We start from the raw sequence: 16,483 nt of genomic DNA, 5'->3' as shown, positions 1-16,483 counted from the left end.
GATCAGTTGTGGGTGGTGGCCGGTGGGCCGGCGATGGCGGTGAGCCGGAGCTTGGTCTCGTCCTCGCTGCCGGGCACGGCGGTCATGATGACGATTTTGAGCTCGGAGTCGCCGTCGGCCAGGATGTCGCAGTCCACCGTGACCGGGCCCACTGACGGGTGGTCGATCGTCTTGTGGTCCTCGCGGTGTGCGGCCACCTCTCCGGTCGCCCATAGCTCGGCGAACCTCCTGTTGCCCGCGTTCAGGTCGCGGATCAGCGCGGCCAAGCGGTTGTCCTGGGGGAAGCGGCCGGTGGCGCGGCGCAGGTCGGAGACGACGGCGGCGTCGGTGGCGTCGCGGTCCGCCTCGGTCACCGGCCACGGCGCGAGGTGGGCGGGGCCGGCGTTCACCGGGAATCTGTCGCGGGCGAAGTTGCGCAGGCGCGGCGGCGAGGCGGAGGGGTCGCCCAGCAGGGCGGCCCATCCACGGTTCCACCACACCAGTTGCCAGTCCGCCGCGAACACGGCAACCGCCACGTCCCCGAGGCGGGTGAGCACCCGCTGCACGCCGGGCGGGAGATGGTCAGAGATCGCGCCGTCCACGGGCGGTACGAGCTGGGCCAGCCGGTAGAGGTGGTCCCGCTCGGCGGTGGACAGTTGCAGGGCGCGCGCCAGGGACGCCGCCACCGACGCGGAGGGTGTCGTGGCCCGCCCCTGTTCCAGGCGCACGACGTAGTCGACCGATACCCCGGCCAGGTCAGCCAGTTCTTCGCGCCGCAGCCCGGCAGCCCGGCGCCCGCGGGCCGCCGGCAGCCCGGCGGCCGATGGGGGCAGCCGGTCCCGCCACGTGCGGATCATCGCGCCCAGTCCGGTTCCGGGTGTCATCGACATGATCTCCATCCTCCGGCATCCCCGATCGTGTGTGCGGGCGCGAGGGTGGTACTGGTCTTCCTACCGTCGAAGCGTCCCTGGCCCGCCTCCGTCGTCGGGGCCAGTATCGAACGCATGACGATCACCTTCATCACCGGAGCCAACAGGGGTCTCGGCCGCGAGACCGCCCGCCGCCTGATCGAGAGTGGGCACACCGTGCTCGTCGGAGCCCGCAACCGCGAGCAGGGCGAGGAGGCCGCCGCCGCGCTCGGCGCACGCTACGTCCCCATCGACGTGACCGACGACGCGTCCGCGGCCGCCGCGGCCGCGAACGTCGCCGAACACGAGGGCAGGATCGACGTCCTGATCAACAACGCCGGTGTGCACGGCCCCGTCGGCGATCCCAGCGACCTCACCGCCGCTGACGCCCGCACCGTCCTCGACGTCAACGTCATCGGCGTCGTCCGCACCACCACCGCGTTCTTGCCGCTGTTGCGCCGCTCGGACGACCCTGTGATCGTCAACGTCAGCAGCGGCATGGGCTCCCTCGCCCTCACCCACGACCCCGGACGACCCGAGTCGCGCGTGATCGCGCCGCTGTACACCTCCTCGAAGGCGGCCCTGACGATGTTGACCACGCAGTACGCCAAGGGGCTCAAGGGCATCCGCGTCAACGCTGCCGACCCCGGCTACACCGCGACCGACCTCAACGGTCACAGCGGCCCCCAAACCGTCACCGAGGGCACGGACGCGATCGTCGCCCTTGCCACCGAGGAGCCCGGCGCCGGCACCGGACGTTTTGTCTCCCGCCATGGCGAGATCGCCTGGTCCTGAAACCGGCAGTGCCGGATCAGCGATCTCAGGTGACGAGGAACCCGCGAAGTCGTTGCAGCATTCGGGATGGCTCCAGGGCACAGATCGCATCGTGATCAATCTGCGGGAGTCGCCCTCGCGGCGGGGCCCGGACCAGTAGATGTTCTTGCGTGACACGCGTGCAACTGACGGACGAGGATTGGGAGTTCATTGGGCCGTACTTACCGATCGGCGCGTATGGCCCGTACCACGAGCGGCTACGGCAGCAGTTCGAAGGCGTGATCTGGCGGTTCAGGACCGGCGGGCAGTGGCGGGAGATGCCCCAGGAATTCGGCGTCTGGCCGACCGTCCACAACCGCTTCCGGCAGTGGCGTGACGCCGGTGTCTTCGAGGCCCTGCTGGAGGGTCTGATCGGGGAAGCCGCGAAGCGGGGGGAGGTGGACCTGTCCCCGCGCCGGTGACCTCGCCGTCGAGCTCCAACGCCGTCTCCAAATCGTCCTCGACGTCGTCACGATCGATCGGCAGCCTCACGAAGACGATCTCGACGAACACTCCGGTCCTCCCTCTGAACCCGGCGAACCACAGCGGTCAGAGCCCCTGGCTGTTCGCCGGTGGACCGTCCGCCAGCGCCTCGGTTCGCCAGCCGAGAAGGATCGTGCGAAGCGCCTGTTCGGCGAGGCGGCGGGCGCGATCGTTGCCGACGTTGCCGAGGTAACTGAGCGACGCGATGCCGTACAGCGTGCCCCAGAGGATCTCGCAGGCCTGGTCGAAATCGGTCAGGACCACGTCGTGTGCAGCCGACCAGGTGGTGAGCAGCTCCTTGAGGACGTTGATGACCGGTTCCGCGACGCGTCGGCGTTCGTCCGCGTCGACCATCGGGTCGTTCATGACCTGGAAGAGGTGGGGGTGCTCGCCGGCGAACCGGACGTACTGTGACGCAATGCGCGTCATGCGCCGGTCCGTATCGGGCTCCTGCGCGGCTTGGCGGAACTCGCTCAGCATCAGGCGGTGACCGTGCGCGACCAGCTCCAGTACGAGCGCGTCCTTGTTGGCGAAGTGCTGGTAGACGACGGGCGCGGAATATTCGACGTCGGTGGCGATGCGCCGGATCGTCAGGGCCGCGATGCCCTCGTTCTCGAGAACGTGCAGCGCGGCCTCGATGATCCGCTCCCGGGTGTTGGCCCGTTCGCGGGCCCGTCTCGTGCTGGTCGACATGGTCCGTCACTTCGCTTCGATGGTGTCCTCGAACACTAGTCACCGCCTTGACCGCGCCGACGACGCGCGTCATAGTTAACGTCGTTAGAAGTTCTAACAACGTTAGGAACGGGTAATAAGTCATGATTTACCACATCAACAGGGGTCACGATGAAGACCACTGCGACGTCTGAGCAGATCGAGGGGGTGCTGGAGAACTGGCGCGATCAGGGCCGGTCGAACCCCGCCATCAAGTCCTTCGTCGTCGGCCGCGACCACGGCGGCGACTACACGTACGACGCGGTGTTCGTCGTCGAACATCTCGACGGGCTCTTCGCCTACCCGACGCACCCGACCACCTACCAGACCGACCACCTCGGGCTGCACCTGGTCGAACGGCTGGAGATCTTCGATGTCAGTGACGACGACGACCCTGACCTGAACGCCAAGATCCAGGAACTGCACCGGCGCCGCAACGAGCTCAACCCGCAGATCGCCGGCATGCTCGCCGACGTGCCCACCTATACCGGCTCCGGCGTGGACGACTGACCGAGACCCGGAGAAGGAGAAACCGTCATGGCCAAGCACGTCATCATCGGTGCCGGTTCCATCGGTACCAACGTCGCTCGTCTGCTCGCCGAGCGCGGCGAGAGCGTCCGGATCGTCACCCGCAGCGGCTCCGGCCCCGAGCACCCGCTGGTCGACCGGGTCGCCGCGGACGCGTCCGACCCGTCCCGCCTGACCGAGCTGTCCCGCGGCGCGGAAGTGATCTACCACTGCGCCAATCCACCCTCATACACGCTGTGGGAGCGCCTGTTACTGCCCCTGCAGACGGCGGCCATCACCGCCGCCAAGGCGAACGACGCCGTCCTCGCGCTGACCGGCAGCCTTTACGCCTACGGTCCGCAGCCCGGCGGCCGGATGAACGAACACACCCCCATGGCCGCCACCGGGCACAAGGGCCGCCTGCGCAGACGCATGTGGGAACAGGCCCTCGCCGGGGGGATCCGCACCGTCGAGGTCCGCGGCTCCGACTACATCGGCAAGGACGCCAACGGCATCTACTCCCTGCTCATCAAGTCGGCCCTGCAGAAGGGAAAAGCGGCCTGGATCACCGGCCACCTGGACATGCCGCACACCTTCACCTTCAACGGTGACATGGCACAGGCCCTCATCACGCTGGCCTCGGAAGAACGCGCGTGGGGCCGACCCTGGCACGTGCCGTCTCCGTCGGCCGTCACCATTCGCGAGCTGGCGCGGCGCTACGCCGTCGCGGCAGGCCGGCCACCGGTCAAACTGATCCAGATACCGCGCTCCGTGACGCGTACGGCCGGGCTGATCGTGCCGATCGCCCGCGAGATGGCCGAGATGGACTACCAGTGGTATGCGCCGTTCCACATGGACGCGACGGAGACCGCCGAGACCTTCGGCCTGGCCGCCACCGACCTCGACACCGCCGTCCGCAACGAGGTCGGCTGAACTCCCACCGCCACACCGGCAGGCCGACGGCATGGCCGCCGACACTGTGAACATTCGTGGTCACGGCACTAGCGAGGATGCCGAGGGCCGTGTCTGGTCGGCAGTGGGCGCAGGCCGGCACCTGCTGGCGCAGTGCCTCCAGCGCCTGCTGCCCGGTGGCCGGTCGGCACCGGCCGCTCTTGGATGCTGTCCAGCATTCACCGGTGTGCACGGCGTCGACGTTCGTGCGGTTGAGCCCGTGCTGGATCAGCCACTCAAGGAGGGCAGGGTTCTGGCCGGCTTCAGGTGCCCGACTGGCGCCACGAAACGTCTGCTGGAGGGATCGCACTGCGACCCAGGCGATCTCCCGCAGACAGTACGGGCAGGTCGCTCCAGACAAAGATCGCCACGGCCGTGTTGAGTTTCGGGAAGGGCATTGTCGCGTTGGCTGAGCGGGGTGGGATGATCTTGTGGTTGATCGTGTCGGGAGGGGATCGCCCGTCTCGTCCGCGTCTCCGTCGTACAAGGGGCACCGGTACGGTGGAGATCATCTCGCACTGTGTGTGGCTGTACTTCCGGTTCCCGCTCAGCCTCCGTGAGGTCGAGGAGCTGATGCTGGAGCGCGGCGTGATCGTGTCCTACGAGAGCATCCGCCGCTGGTGTCTGAAGTTCGGGCAGGCCTACGCCAACGCGCTGCGCCGCAGGCGTCCCCGGCCTGGTGACAAGTGGCACCTCGACGAGGTCTTCATCAAGATCAATGGCGAGCAGAAGTACCTGTGGCGGGCCGTCGACCAGGACGGCAACGTCCTCGACATCCTCGTGCAGAACCGGCGGGACAAGGCCGCGGCCAGGCGATTCTTCCGCCGGCTCCTCATGGAGACCGGGTCCGTGCCGCGGGTGGTCGTCACCGATAAGCTCCGCTCCTACGGCGCCGCCCACCGCGAGGTCATGCCCTGCGTCGAGCACCGGCAGTCGAAGTACCTGAACAACCGCGCCGAGAACTCCCACCAACCGACCCGGCAGCGCGAACGGGCCATGAAAGGCTTCCGCAGCGTCGGCGGAGCGCAGAGATTCCTCGCCGCGTTCAGCGGCATCTCACCCCACTTCCGACCCCGCCGCCACCGTTTCACCGCCCACGACTACCGCACCGAAATGCACCACCGCTTCACCACCTGGCGCATCGTCACCGGCTGCGCCCCCGAGGATGCCTGAAGGGTGCAGCCGGCGACCCGATCACCCCAGCCTGCCCCAACTACCCTTTCAGTCCCACAAGTTGACAGTGCCCCGAAGATCGTTGAGCAGTTCCTCCGGCAGGGCCTGTCCCACCAGGCGGTGGAACCCCTGCCGCAAACAGCCCCTGGCATGCCCGTGCAGACGGCCAACGCTTCCGCGCAAGGAGGTCCCGGTGCGGCCTGACTCCTTCGGCTCCCAGCTCTGCGTCGCCCTGGCACGCACCACCCCGGCCTTCCCAGCCTCCCGCCCTGCCCGCCGAAGATTCCATGCCCTCTCGCCGCCCCGACCGGCTGGAGGACCCCAAAACGAGGGTGCGCAAGGGGCGTTGTGGTGAAGAATGGCAGCCATGACGAACGAGGGCTCCTCCATCGACCCGGCCAAGCCCAGCATCGCCCGCGTTTACGACTACCTGCTCGGCGGCAAGGACAACTACGCCGTGGACCGTGAGATCGGCGACGTGTTCAAGCGCGACCTGCCCGGTTCGGTGGCCATCGCCTTCGCCAACCGCGCGGCCCTGACGCGGGCGGTCAGGGAGATCGCGAAGACCACCGGCATTCGGCAGTTCATCGACCTGGGCAGTGGCCTGCCGACCGCGGACAACGTCCACCAGGTCGCGCAACGGCACGCTCCCGAGTCCCGGGTCGTCTACGTCGACATCGACTCCCAAGTGTTGGTCCACGGCCGCGCACTGCTGGAGAACAACGACCGGACCCGCGTCGTCGCGATCGATGTGCGCAACCCCGAAGGCATCCGCACTCACCCCGACACCATCGAAATCATCGACTTCGCTCGTCCCGTCGCCGTCATCCTCAGCGCCATCCTCCACCACGTAAACGATGACGAGGACCCTGCCGGCATCGTCCGCTACTGGCGCGACCACGTCCCGTCCGGAAGCTACTTCTTCGTCAGCCATTTCCGTTCTGGCAACAACCCGGAGACCATGGAGGCTGAGAAGGTCCTCCAGCAGACGTTCGGCCGCGGCCGGTGGCGTACGGACGCGGAGATCGCCTCCCTGCTGGACGGCCTGGAGATCCTCGACCCGGGGATCGTCCCGGCATCCCTGTGGCGTCCCGACGAGACCGACAACCCGTGGAACAGCGGCGAAAGGCGAGAGCTCACGGTCTGGGAACACCTCATCGCCGCCGGACTGGCCCGGAAAGCCTAGACGTGTGCCCCGGATGGCAACCGCCGGGCGGTTGTGCCTCTGGCCGCCGGATCGCCGGGGTGGCGAAGCGCCTCGTTATGGACGCCGGGACGAGGAGTTCCGGCAGCTCAGGGCCACGTAGTTCGTACGACCAGCGTCATCCTCAGGATGGCCGCGGGCTGGCTCCGCAGCGGAGACCCCGGCGGTGTCGTCGGCGTTGTCAGTGCTGTGGTCTACGTTCCTCGTGTGTCCCGCTACGGGACCGTTGCGCTCTCGCCGGCTTACGGCTGGCCAGGCGAGAGCGGCGATGCCCGCTTCTCCCTATGTTTCGGCACGGGGACGGGCCCTTCCGGATGGAAGGTCGACACCAACGGCGTCTTGTTCTATTGACGTCTCTTCGAGGTGCAATTGCAAGGCAATCCGGGAACTTCCACCCGTCCGCACACCTGCTTGCATTTTTGACCGCCGATGTACCTGGCAGGCGTCCGAGCCGGTCCGTTGATCGCCATTGTTCCGTGATTCCTTGATCACGTGGCGTAGCAACTCCCGTTCCTCCAATGTTGGTTCACCTCCTTGGGCTGGCGGCCTCGGCACCCGCCTGCCCGGGGTACGGCGGTCCTCTTTCCGGATGGGGCCGCCGGATGTGGAAGGTCAAATCAACGGACAAGGAAGGCGGGTGCTCGTATGAAGCCTCGTCAGATAGTCGTCATCGCGGTCACGGCCACGGTGTTCACCTGGAGCGTGGTGCTGGTCGCGGCCGGCCAGACGACGGCGGTGGCCGCGCTCGCCCCCGCTCTCGCTCTGACCGTGCAGCAGATCGTGCACGCCTCCCGTTCCCACACCGCGCCCGGCACGGGCAACCGCGTGGACATGGCCAGGGACAAGGAGGACGACGCCCCGTGACGAAGCCCCCCGAGCCGCCGGTTCCACCCGGCAGATCCTCCACCCCGCGGCCTGGTCGCAAGCTCGGACCGATCGCTCCGACCGTTGGCAGCGCCCACCCGCGTGGCTGGGCCCGATGCGCGAGAGCTACCTCGCCAGCGGGCTGACCCTCAGCGACCTGAGCGTGCGCGTCCGCTTCGCCAAGTCCAAGCTCTCCGAACTGCTGCGCGGTGTAGGCCTCTACCCGCGCTGGGAGATCGTCTACTCACTCGCCATGGAACTGGGCATGCCGAGCTGGCCCCTGTACCGGCTGTGGTGCCAGGCCGCCTATGACGCCCACAAGAGCAGTGAGGGCCTGGCGGCCGTCCGAGACCGCGGCCCCGTGAGGGGCGAGCTCGGCGCGGCGGTCGGGCAGAGATGCGAAATTCATGGCGGGCGTACCTGTCTCCGTGTGATGCGGTCCGGTCAGGGAGTCGATGCGGCGGGTGCCGGGTGCAGTTGGCGGGTGAGGAACTCGATCTGGTCGCGTACCAGTTCCTCGAAGGTCTCGCCGGTGTAGAAGTCGAAGTGGCCGGCGTCGTACCTCTTGATCTCTCCCTTGGGTGCGGTGCCCGCGTACCGGAGGGTCTGGGCGGGGGGCGTGACCGAGTCGGTGTTGCTGACGCAGAAGAGGATCGGCATGGTGACCTTCTTCGCCGCACGCCCGGGTCGGTAGGCGGCGATGGTCGGGATCACCCGTGCCGCCACCTCGTTGCGGAACGTCGTGCCGGGCGGTTGCAGCGCCTGGTATCCGGGCAGGGCGTCCGGAGCGTTCATGAGGGCCGGTGAACCGGGGGCGGCGGCGATGGGAACCATCACGGGCGCCTGGCCGCGGACCCTGGTCGCCAGATCCCGGGCGAGCACGGGGGTCATCCGGAGGGAGGCGAGCGGGCCCAGCGCGAGCGCGGAGGCGAGACCGTCGGTGAAGGGGCACTGGGCCACGGCCGCGCGCAGTTCGGGGTGGCGGGAGGCGACGGTGATGGCATGGCCGCCGCCGAACGAGCTGCCCCATACGGCGATGCGTGTGCGGTCGACGTCCGTGCGTGCCTTGATGTAGGTGAGGGCGGCGTCCCAGTCGGTGAGCTGACGTTTGATCGACAGGAGTTGGCGAGGGTGGCCGCCGCTGTCGCCGAAGTGCCGGTAGGTGAAGGCCACGGCGGCGATGCCGGCCTGTGCGAAGCGCTCGGCGAAGGCGTCCAGGCGCATCTCGCGGACGGCGCCGAGGCCGTGCCCCAGGACGACGACGGGCGCAGACGTGACGCCCGTGGGGAGGTAGAGCCAACCGGCGCAGGTGCTGTCGCCGGAAGGGAACGTGATGTCGTGACGGGTGAAGGACTGCTGAGTGGTCATCGTCGGTTCACCGCCCGCTCGTCGAGCGACGGCCCGGCACGCTGCCCGACGCGAGGGCCCGGGCGTAGGTGCCCGGTGTGTAGAGCGGGAGTTCGCCAGTGGCGTCGGTAGTGGCCTGGTAGTCGAGCATCAGCCTCTGGCCTTCCTTCGACATGATTTGGGTGAAGAACTCGGCGCGTTCGACGTGCAGGCCGTCCTCCAGTGACATCGAGCCGCCGAAGTACACCGACCTCTTGGCGGCCGCGACCGACCCCTTCGACCGCTTCCCGAAGTGCTCGGCGAGTTCGACCGCCTGTGCGAGCACCTTGTGTTGGGGAGCGACCTGGTCGACCGCCCCGTTGGCGAGAGCCTCCGCGGGCGTGAACGGCTTGCCTTCGAGGATCGCGGCCAGGGACCGGTGGGTGCCGATCAGGCGGGTCAGCCGCTGGGTGCCGCCTCCACCCGGGATGATGCCGAGGAGGATTTCCGGCTGGCCGATGAAGTAGTCCCCGTCGGCCATGACCCGCAGATCGCACGCCCAGGCGAACTCGGCGCCGAGGCCGAGAGCCGAACCGTTGAGGGCGGCGACGTAGAGCACGCCGCTGGCGTTCATGCGGAGGAAGGTCGTGTGCAGACGTTCCAGCTGGAGGGCTCCCCGCATCGGCGTCCTGCGCATCACGGGCCCGAGGAGGCGGGACCGGTCCACGTGCTTGGCCATGCGTACGACGGCGGCGGCACCGCGTCGGCCGACGGTGGGGCTCGCGGCGCCCTCTTCCTGCAGCCACCGGACCGCGGCATGGCTGACGAACCGCTCGGGATGTGCCCCGGTGAAGACGACGGCACGGACGTTCGGATCGCGGTCGGCTCGGGCGACCAGCTTGTCCAGCTGCTGGGCGATGTCGAGGCCGAACTCCTGATGCGGGCCGCCGTCGACCCGGACGATCAGGGCGGCCCCGCGATCTTCGACCGTCAGACGGCCCTTGTCTTTGTATGGCATGAGTTCTGCTCCCGTGCTGAGTTCATGGCGGGGGTAGGAAAGTGCGTCGGGACGGCCGCGGATGCGTGTCGCAGCGATGAGGTCGGGTTCGCCCCGACACGCTGTGCCCGCACGGGCGGCAGGAGACTGGACCCCGCGTGATGACGTGTCCGAAGGCGGACGCGTGTGTCGAAGGTGGCACGTCACGTGCGATGTGTACTATTGCCGTGAAGAATCACATAACCAAGTTATTTCTGGTGTGTCAACGGGGGAGGCGTACGGAACATGGCAGGGCGGGCGAGGCTTGATGACGCACCGGAACGGCTTGTGCAGGCGGCCATCGGTCTGCTGGCCGAGCAGGGTCCGTCGGCTCTGAAGGCGCGCACGGTGGCCTCCGCGAGCGGACTGTCGACGATGGTGGTCTACAGCCACTTCGGCGGGATCCCCGAGCTGATGAGCGCTGTCGCCGACCACGGGTTCAAGGAACTCGGCAGAGCGTTCGCCCAGGTACCGGTGACGGACGACCCGATCGCGGATCTCTTCGCCATGGCCTTGGCCTGCCGTCGGCTGGCCCGCGAGAACCCTCACCTCCACGACCTGATGTTCGGGCTGTCCACTCGGGCGACGTACCGGCCTCTGCCGGATACGGACCTTCGCCTGAGCGGGCATTCCCCGGCCTTTCGGGAAGCCCACGCCCATGTCACCGCGGCATGCGAACGGCTCGTGCGCTCCGGCAGGGTCGAGCAGCAGGAACCCGAAGTCATCGCCGCCCAGCTGTGGAGCTACGTGCACGGTTACATCACCCTTGAACTGGCTGAGCATTTCGTCGAGTTCGACGACGCCGTGACGCAGGTCCTCCTGCCGATGGGCGTGAACTTCGCTGTCGGCCTGGGTGACGAGCGGGAACGCGCCGAGGCCTCCCACGAGACCGGCGCGCGCCTGTACGACTCGCTGGTCCAAGACCGTTGAGAGGTTGGGTGGTGGGGCGCAGCTCCGCCGTGTGCGGCTAGGACGACCTGGTCTCCGCGGCAGGGGCATCGGTACCGGGCGTGAGTTGGTCATGCCTCCCCAGCGCTGTGACCTCGCGTTCGAGGGACGGAACCGCCCGGGCCGCGAAGCGCCTCGCCCAGGGCCAGGCCAGCGGTGAATTCAGCGCTCCCTTGGCCCAGTTGGCCACGACGACCGCGCGCGGGACGTACACGCGGCTGCGTCGGCGTACGAGTCCGTCGACGATCGCGGCGGCCGCCCGGTCGGAGCTCGTGGTGACGTTGCCCGGATAGGGCAGCCGCCGGCGCAGCCCCTGGAAGGAGGGGAGGTCCGCCTCGGCGCCCCGGACGAGGTCCGTGTCGATCCAGGAGGGGTGCACCAGACCGACCGTGACCCCGAGATGCGCCACCTCCTGGCGGTAGGTCAGGGCGAGCAGCTCGGCCCCGGCCTTGCTCGCGCCGTACGAGGCCATCGCGGCCAGCGGCATGAACGACAGCGCGGACGCCACGACCAGCACGTGGCCCCGGCTGCGCTCCAGGTGCGGCGTCGCGTACTTGAGGGTGCGGAACACGCCGTTCAGGTTGATGTCCAGGACCCGCTCGAACGACGCCTCGTCCGTCTGCCGCACCGTCCCGTACGCCACGACGCCGGCATTGGCGACGACGAGGTCGATGCCGCCCATCACCTCCGCCGCCGCATCGATCGCCGACCGCAGGGCGGCACCGTCGCGCACATCGGCCTCACGCCAGGAAACGGCGGGACCCAGCTCGTCGGCGAGGTCGCGCAATCGATCGGCTTCGAGGCCGATCACGGTCACCCGGGCCCCTCGGGCGGCGGCGAGGCGGGCCACCTTCTCGCCGATGCCGCGTGCCGCGCCGGTGACAACCAGCCTTCTGCCCACCAACTCGTCATCGTCGTGACGACCTGTAAGCGGGCAGGCTGCCTCGAAGCCGCCGCCGACCGCGAAGGCGAGCGGCTCGAATCGGCGGCGGGGGGCGGCTGACTGCCCGTGCGGCCCGGCCATCGCGGCCGAGGCGTGTCGCCCCGGACTGTGGAAATCTCCTCCTGCGGTTAAGCCCTCTTCGCGCCGCTCTGCTCGCGGACGGCATCGAACATGGCGGTGAGAGCGGGACTCTCGGCGAGGCTGCTCAACAGGGCGTGAAGCGAGTGCCGTTCAGTGGGGCCCAGGTCGGCGAGGATTTCGCTGTCGAGACCGACGAGTGTGCGGTTGAGGTCGGCCAGGACCTTGCGCCCGGCGTCGGTGATATCGACGGCGTACCGACGTCGGTCCTGCGGATCGCGTGTCCGCTCGGCGTATCCGGCCCGCTCCAGGTCGTCGAGACTCGTCACCATCGTCGCCGGGTCGATGCGCAGGAACGAGCCGAGCGCCAGCTGCGGCATGGCGCCGTTGTCGGCCAGGGCCTGCAGGACGCTGTAGTGGCGCACGCGCAGGCCGGTTCCGCTGATGCCGTCTTCGGCGATCCTGAAGGCCACCTGTCCGAGTTTGACCAGCAGGCAGATGGTGTGTTCGGCCACTGTCCCCGGTACCAGCGGAGCCTCGGACATCGTTTATCCCGCCTATGGTTAGCCCTGCGTATCGTCTGGATCCATCGTACGAGAAGGCCTGGGGCGGCCGGACCGGGGCAGCGATCCCGGTGCGCGGGAAGCGGGGCTCGCCGGGCAGGGCATCGGCTGGGCCGCGGCCGTCAGCCGACGATGGTCCGGCCGAAGATGTGCCGGGCGATGACCCACTTCTGTATCTCGTTGGTGCCCTCGTAGATCTCGCCGATCTTGCTGTCCCGGTAGATCGCCTCGACGGGGCCAGGGCTTCCGTCGGCGCCCAGTTCGCGGGCGAAGCCGAGGCCTCCGAAAGCCTGGACGGCGTCGCGCGCCATGTCCACCGACAGCTTGGTGGCGTAGTACTTCGCCATCGCGGCCTCGGGTTCCGGGGACGGGTTGCCGGCGTCCAGGCGCAGGGCGGCCTTGGTGACGAGGGTGCGGGCGTTGTCGATCTCGGTGGCCCGCTCGGCGAGCAGGAACTGCCAGTGCTGGTTGGCGGCCACCGGCTTGCCGAAGGCGTGTCGCGTCGACAGGTGGGCCACGGTGTGGTCGAAGGCGGCCTGTGCCATGCCGACCCCGGCGGCCGCGATGCCGATCCGGCCGTAGGTCAGTGTGGACAGTGCGTGGCGCAGTCCGTGTCCCTCGGCGCCGCCGAGGAGGTCGTCGTCGGACAGGTGTACGTCCGTGCAGCGGATGTCCGCGGTGAGCTGGCCGCGGTTGCCCATCTTGCGGTCGGCAAGGCCCACGTGAACGCCCGGAAGCGTTGTGTTGACGATGAACATGCTCAGCCGCTCGCCGGTGCGGGCGAGAACCACCACGAACGCGGCCACGGGCGAGTTGGAGATCCACCGCTTGTGGCCGTTCAGCACCCACCCGGTCTCGGTGCGTACGGCCTCGGTCTGAACGGCCTGCGGAGACAGGTCGCTGGAGGCGTCCGGCTCGGTGGTGGCGAACGCGCCGACCACCGAGCCCTGCGCGACCTTGGGCAGCCAGCGCTGCTGCTGCTCCTCGGTGCCCTGCCGCAGGGCGTTGCCCGCCAGGATGCAGTGCACGTCGAAGACGGCCGCGACGCTGCTGGAGTAGTAGGCCAGTTCCTCGATCGCCGCGGCGGTGGCGGTCGCCGGGTGGGTCAGACCGTCGCCGCCGACCTCGCCGGGGAAGGGGATCCGGAAGACCCCCGCCGACGCGAGCGCGTCGAACACCTGCCGCGGGAAGCCGTCCGTGCGCTCGTCGCCGTTCGCGATCGCCGCGGCGTGCGGAGCCACTTCTTGCTCCGCGATCCGGCGCACGGCAGCGCGTACGGACTGGGTCTCTTCGGGGGCGAGGAGCTCGTGGTAGAGCCGGTCGCTCTGGCGTGCGGGAGTGGAAGTCATGCGCGGACCGTATCATTCGCAGTGCGTATGATTAGTTAACCAATCGATTGTGGAGGTTCGACCATGAGGCGAACGCTGGCCGGCAAGACCGTCCTGATGTCGGGAGGCAGCCGCGGCATCGGACTCGCCATCGCCCTGCGCGCGGCCCGCGACGGGGCGAACGTGGTGATGCTTGCCAAGACCGCCGTACCGCACCCGAAGCTCGAAGGCACGGTCCACACCGCGGTCGAGGAGATCGAGCGCACGGGGGGCAAGGGGCTGGCCGTCGTCGGTGACGTCCGCAACGAGGACGACGTACGCACCGCCGTCAACGCTGCGGTCAGTGCCTTCGGCGGCATCGACATCGTGGTCAACAACGCCAGCGCGATCGACCTGTCGTCGGCGGAGCGGCTGGAGATGAAGCGGTACGACCTGATGCAGGACATCAACACGCGAGGCACGTTCCTGCTGAGCAAGGCCGCGATCCCGCACCTGCGCGCGGCGGACAACCCGCACATCCTCACGCTCTCGCCGCCGTTGAACCTCGCGCCGCACTGGGTGGGCAAGCATCTCGGTTACACGCTCTCGAAGTACGGGATGAGTCTGTGCACCATCGGGCTCGCCGAGGAACTCGCCGCCGACGGCATCGCCGCCAACTCGCTGTGGCCGCGAACCCTGATCGACACCGCCGCCGTACGCAACGTGGTCGGTGGCGCCGGACAAGCCCGTAGTCCGCAGATCATGGCTGACGCCGCGTACGCCGTCCTCACGCGTGACGCGCGCACATGCACCGCCAACCTGTTCATCGACGACGAGGTCCTGCTCGACGAAGGCGTCACCGACCTGTCCGTCTACAGCCCTGCCGGATTCGAGGGTGATCTCGCGCTCGACATATTCGTCGACGCTGCCTGATCCCGCTCGGTTTCGAGGCGGGGCGGGCCTCACCCCGCTCGCGCAGCGACGATCCGTGCCGCCGGTGCGCAAGGCGTGCGCAACTCGAATGCCATGTCGCGGCCGTCGGTGAGGAATCGGGAGATGGTGGTCTTCCCGACCCGGGCGGCTCCGCACAAATCTCGCGGCGCTCATCGGGCTCTGGGCATACCGGCGGGGCGCTAGAACAGCGTCCCGCGGCGTGGATCTCAGGAGCTTCGGTCGTCGCACGTCTGCACTTGGTCAAGCGGCGAGGTGGGATCCAGGCGCAGGAGTCCTTCGGCGAAGTTGCGGGACACGCCCTTGGGGTCGACGTCACAGAGCCGCACGAAGACGTCGGCGTGCGGGTTGCTCCGGGTGTGCGCCAGTTCGACGACGGGCGTTCCCATGATCTCCAGCGGCGCGGTCAGCGGGTCAGTGGTGAAGGTGAGCACGTCGGAGCGGCTCTCCAGTTTCGCGTTGTCCTTGCTTCTCCCGTCGAGGGTGAGCAGCGGGCCGCCGAGGTGGGGGTGGGGTTCGCCGGGTCGTAGACGTACGTGGACGGCGTGCCCTCGCCTGGCTTGTCGGCCAGGAGCCTGCCGCCGGGCTGCAGGTAGTGGACGGTCTCGCCGGTCGCCGGTGGCCACTGGTCCAGGTGCCGCCACGCGTTCTGCCCGGTGACGTACACCTCGACGGGGGATACGGACCGTGGGCGAGCCGGCGCTTCGTCGGCCAGGTGGGTCTCCAGCCTTGCGAGATTGCCGCGGAGCAGACCTCCCATGCCCTTGTGGCCCTGTTCCTGATGGGTCCCCGGGCCGACGGTGAGCGAGACCTCGACCCCACGGGCACGCAGCGACTCGTACTGGTGCAGGGTCTGGTCGAGGAAGAGGTCCTGCCAGCAGGCGGTGAGCCGCACCGGGACGTTCACCCGCTCAAGGGCGTCGCCGAGTTTGAGCCGGTCCCACACCGCGTCGTCGCGCTCCGGAGTGGTCAGCCATTCCCGGAACCACGGCGCGCGGTGCCCCGTCGCCGCGTCGGCCGCATCTGCCAGCGGGAGGGCACCGAAGACCGGGGCCAGCCGCCGGTTCAGGGTGAGCATCCGGGGCACACTCCGCAGCCCGGGGAGCCTCTCCTGGTTGACCACCATCTCCGCGAAGGACAGGAAGTCGCCCAGACGGAACGCTCCGCTTCCGTGGGCCGCGTCGTGCATGTCGTGCGGCGCCACGGCGATCAGGGAAGTGCGCAGTTCGGGGGCGGGTCCATCAGCAGCGCCCATTGGGTCCAGCCACGTAGGACGCCCCGGAGGTCGCGAGCCGTCCGTCGAACCATGGCCGGGTCCGCAGCCAGGCCACCGCGTCCTGGACGTCGTCGGCCTCGTTCGCCATCGGGGAGAAGGCCCCCGTGGAGCCGAACGTGCCGCGGCAGCTCTGCAGCAGGACGTGATACCCGCGGTCCGCGTAGACCCTCGCCTCCAGGTCGTGCGGGAAGCCGCGCCCGTACGGTGTGCGCACGAGGACGGTGCCCTTCGGCCGGCCGGTGACGGGGGCGTAGTGGTCCGTCACCAGGACGGCGCCGTCGCGCGCGGGGACCGGAAGGTTGCGCTCGACCTGGTAGCCGTGTCGGGTGCCCGGCAACCGCGTCAGGCGGGTCAGGAGCCGGTCGGCCGCGCGGGTGGCCAGGCTCGGGTGTCAGAGCGGTGGGACGTGGAAGTGTCGTGGTCATGGCCTGGTTTTCCGGTTGCTCGGTGAACTGGTTCGGG

19 protein-coding genes and 2 pseudogenes are annotated in these 16,483 nt (G+C 68.9%); 10 read left to right on the top strand and 11 right to left on the bottom strand.

Annotation, left to right across the window (positions count from 1 at the left end; translation table 11 throughout):
- Nucleotides 1–2 precede the first annotated feature (2 nt).
- The gene (locus KUM49_RS39580) at nt 3–878 is read right to left on the bottom strand and encodes a helix-turn-helix transcriptional regulator (protein ID WP_217241772.1); all 876 of its coding nucleotides are present in this window, start codon (nt 876–878) and stop codon (nt 3–5) included.
- A 105-nt stretch (nt 879–983) separates the two neighbouring features.
- On the opposite strand from KUM49_RS39580, the gene KUM49_RS39575 reads away from it, so the two are divergent.
- Both KUM49_RS39575 and KUM49_RS39570 read left to right on the top strand, forming a co-directional pair.
- On the top strand, nt 984–1,682 hold the full coding sequence (locus KUM49_RS39575) for an SDR family NAD(P)-dependent oxidoreductase (protein ID WP_217241771.1): 699 nt from the start codon (nt 984–986) through the stop codon (nt 1,680–1,682).
- A gap of 149 nt (nt 1,683–1,831) precedes the next feature.
- Nucleotides 1,832–2,110: pseudogene (locus KUM49_RS39570) on the top strand (transposase); the annotation flags it as partial.
- A 139-nt stretch (nt 2,111–2,249) separates the two neighbouring features.
- Here KUM49_RS39570 and KUM49_RS39565 read toward each other — a convergent pair.
- Nucleotides 2,250–2,876 (bottom strand): TetR/AcrR family transcriptional regulator, encoded by a 627-nt coding sequence (locus KUM49_RS39565; protein WP_217241770.1) that lies wholly within the window; start codon nt 2,874–2,876, stop codon nt 2,250–2,252.
- 150 nt (nt 2,877–3,026) lie between these two features.
- Between KUM49_RS39565 and KUM49_RS39560 the strand changes: the two genes are divergently transcribed.
- Entirely contained in the window at nt 3,027–3,404 is a 378-nt protein-coding gene (locus tag KUM49_RS39560) for a Dabb family protein (protein ID WP_254402493.1), read from the top strand.
- 27 nt (nt 3,405–3,431) lie between these two features.
- On the top strand, nt 3,432–4,334 hold the full coding sequence (locus KUM49_RS39555) for an SDR family oxidoreductase (RefSeq protein WP_217241769.1): 903 nt from the start codon (nt 3,432–3,434) through the stop codon (nt 4,332–4,334).
- Between the two features lie 91 nt (nt 4,335–4,425).
- Here KUM49_RS39555 and KUM49_RS49285 read toward each other — a convergent pair.
- Nucleotides 4,426–4,662 (bottom strand): annotated as a pseudogene (locus KUM49_RS49285) (DUF6233 domain-containing protein); the annotation flags it as partial.
- 113 nt (nt 4,663–4,775) lie between these two features.
- Here KUM49_RS49285 and KUM49_RS39550 point away from each other — a divergent pair.
- The 4 genes from KUM49_RS39550 (at nt 4,776) to KUM49_RS49280 (ending at nt 8,131) form a co-directional block, all read left to right on the top strand.
- Nucleotides 4,776–5,525: an IS6 family transposase gene (locus KUM49_RS39550; RefSeq protein ID WP_254402492.1), complete on the top strand. Its 750-nt coding sequence runs from the start codon at nt 4,776–4,778 to the stop codon at nt 5,523–5,525.
- Nucleotides 5,526–5,883: 358 nt separating this feature from the next.
- Nucleotides 5,884–6,711, top strand: a complete 828-nt coding sequence (locus KUM49_RS39545; protein ID WP_217241767.1) for an SAM-dependent methyltransferase — start codon at nt 5,884–5,886, stop codon at nt 6,709–6,711.
- A gap of 663 nt (nt 6,712–7,374) precedes the next feature.
- Complete coding sequence (locus tag KUM49_RS39540) at nt 7,375–7,593, top strand: hypothetical protein (RefSeq protein WP_217241766.1); 219 nt, start codon at nt 7,375–7,377, stop codon at nt 7,591–7,593.
- Nucleotides 7,594–7,708: 115 nt separating this feature from the next.
- The gene (locus KUM49_RS49280) at nt 7,709–8,131 is read left to right on the top strand and encodes a hypothetical protein (protein ID WP_254402491.1); all 423 of its coding nucleotides are present in this window, start codon (nt 7,709–7,711) and stop codon (nt 8,129–8,131) included.
- On the opposite strand, the gene KUM49_RS39530 is transcribed toward KUM49_RS49280, so the two are convergent.
- Nucleotides 8,038–8,961, bottom strand: a complete 924-nt coding sequence (locus tag KUM49_RS39530) for an alpha/beta hydrolase (protein WP_217241765.1) — start codon at nt 8,959–8,961, stop codon at nt 8,038–8,040. The two genes, KUM49_RS49280 and KUM49_RS39530, sit on opposite strands and share 94 nt — an antisense overlap.
- 7 nt (nt 8,962–8,968) lie before the next feature.
- Nucleotides 8,969–9,937, bottom strand: a complete 969-nt coding sequence (locus tag KUM49_RS50045) for an enoyl-CoA hydratase/isomerase family protein (RefSeq protein WP_217241764.1) — start codon at nt 9,935–9,937, stop codon at nt 8,969–8,971.
- A gap of 264 nt (nt 9,938–10,201) precedes the next feature.
- On the opposite strand from KUM49_RS50045, the gene KUM49_RS39520 reads away from it, so the two are divergent.
- Complete coding sequence (locus tag KUM49_RS39520; protein ID WP_217241763.1) at nt 10,202–10,885, top strand: TetR/AcrR family transcriptional regulator; 684 nt, start codon at nt 10,202–10,204, stop codon at nt 10,883–10,885.
- 37 nt (nt 10,886–10,922) lie between these two features.
- On the opposite strand, the gene KUM49_RS39515 is transcribed toward KUM49_RS39520, so the two are convergent.
- The 3 genes from KUM49_RS39515 to KUM49_RS39505 form a co-directional block, all read right to left on the bottom strand.
- Nucleotides 10,923–11,804, bottom strand: coding sequence for a short-chain dehydrogenase/reductase (locus KUM49_RS39515; protein WP_308406970.1), 882 nt, complete (start codon nt 11,802–11,804; stop codon nt 10,923–10,925).
- A gap of 170 nt (nt 11,805–11,974) precedes the next feature.
- Nucleotides 11,975–12,469, bottom strand: coding sequence for a MarR family winged helix-turn-helix transcriptional regulator (locus tag KUM49_RS39510; RefSeq protein WP_217241761.1), 495 nt, complete (start codon nt 12,467–12,469; stop codon nt 11,975–11,977).
- 140 nt (nt 12,470–12,609) lie between these two features.
- Complete coding sequence (locus tag KUM49_RS39505; protein ID WP_217241760.1) at nt 12,610–13,836, bottom strand: acyl-CoA dehydrogenase family protein; 1,227 nt, start codon at nt 13,834–13,836, stop codon at nt 12,610–12,612.
- A gap of 63 nt (nt 13,837–13,899) precedes the next feature.
- On the opposite strand from KUM49_RS39505, the gene KUM49_RS39500 reads away from it, so the two are divergent.
- Complete coding sequence (locus tag KUM49_RS39500; RefSeq protein ID WP_217241759.1) at nt 13,900–14,727, top strand: NAD(P)-dependent oxidoreductase; 828 nt, start codon at nt 13,900–13,902, stop codon at nt 14,725–14,727.
- A gap of 227 nt (nt 14,728–14,954) precedes the next feature.
- Here KUM49_RS39500 and KUM49_RS39495 read toward each other — a convergent pair whose 3' ends face one another.
- From KUM49_RS39495 to KUM49_RS39485, 3 genes are read right to left on the bottom strand one after another with little or no spacing between them, the layout of a single operon-like run.
- A complete protein-coding gene (locus tag KUM49_RS39495; protein ID WP_217241903.1) occupies nt 14,955–15,179 on the bottom strand; it encodes a CocE/NonD family hydrolase C-terminal non-catalytic domain-containing protein in 225 nt (74 codons plus the stop codon).
- Nucleotides 15,152–16,000 carry a CocE/NonD family hydrolase gene (locus tag KUM49_RS39490; RefSeq protein WP_217241758.1) on the bottom strand — a complete coding sequence of 283 codons (849 nt, stop codon included), beginning with the start codon at nt 15,998–16,000 and terminating at the stop codon, nt 15,152–15,154. The genes KUM49_RS39495 and KUM49_RS39490 overlap by 28 nt, the downstream gene beginning before the upstream one ends.
- Entirely contained in the window at nt 15,987–16,358 is a 372-nt protein-coding gene (locus KUM49_RS39485; protein ID WP_217241757.1) for a CocE/NonD family hydrolase, read from the bottom strand. The genes KUM49_RS39490 and KUM49_RS39485 overlap by 14 nt, the downstream gene beginning before the upstream one ends.
- Nucleotides 16,359–16,483: the final 125 nt, after the last annotated feature.

This window comes from Streptomyces sp. AC555_RSS877 (assembly GCF_019049245.1).
Taxonomy (GTDB): Bacteria; Actinomycetota; Actinomycetes; order Streptomycetales; family Streptomycetaceae; genus Streptomyces.
Note: the sequence above shows the minus strand (reverse complement) of the source record. Positions and strands in the feature narration are given on the sequence as shown.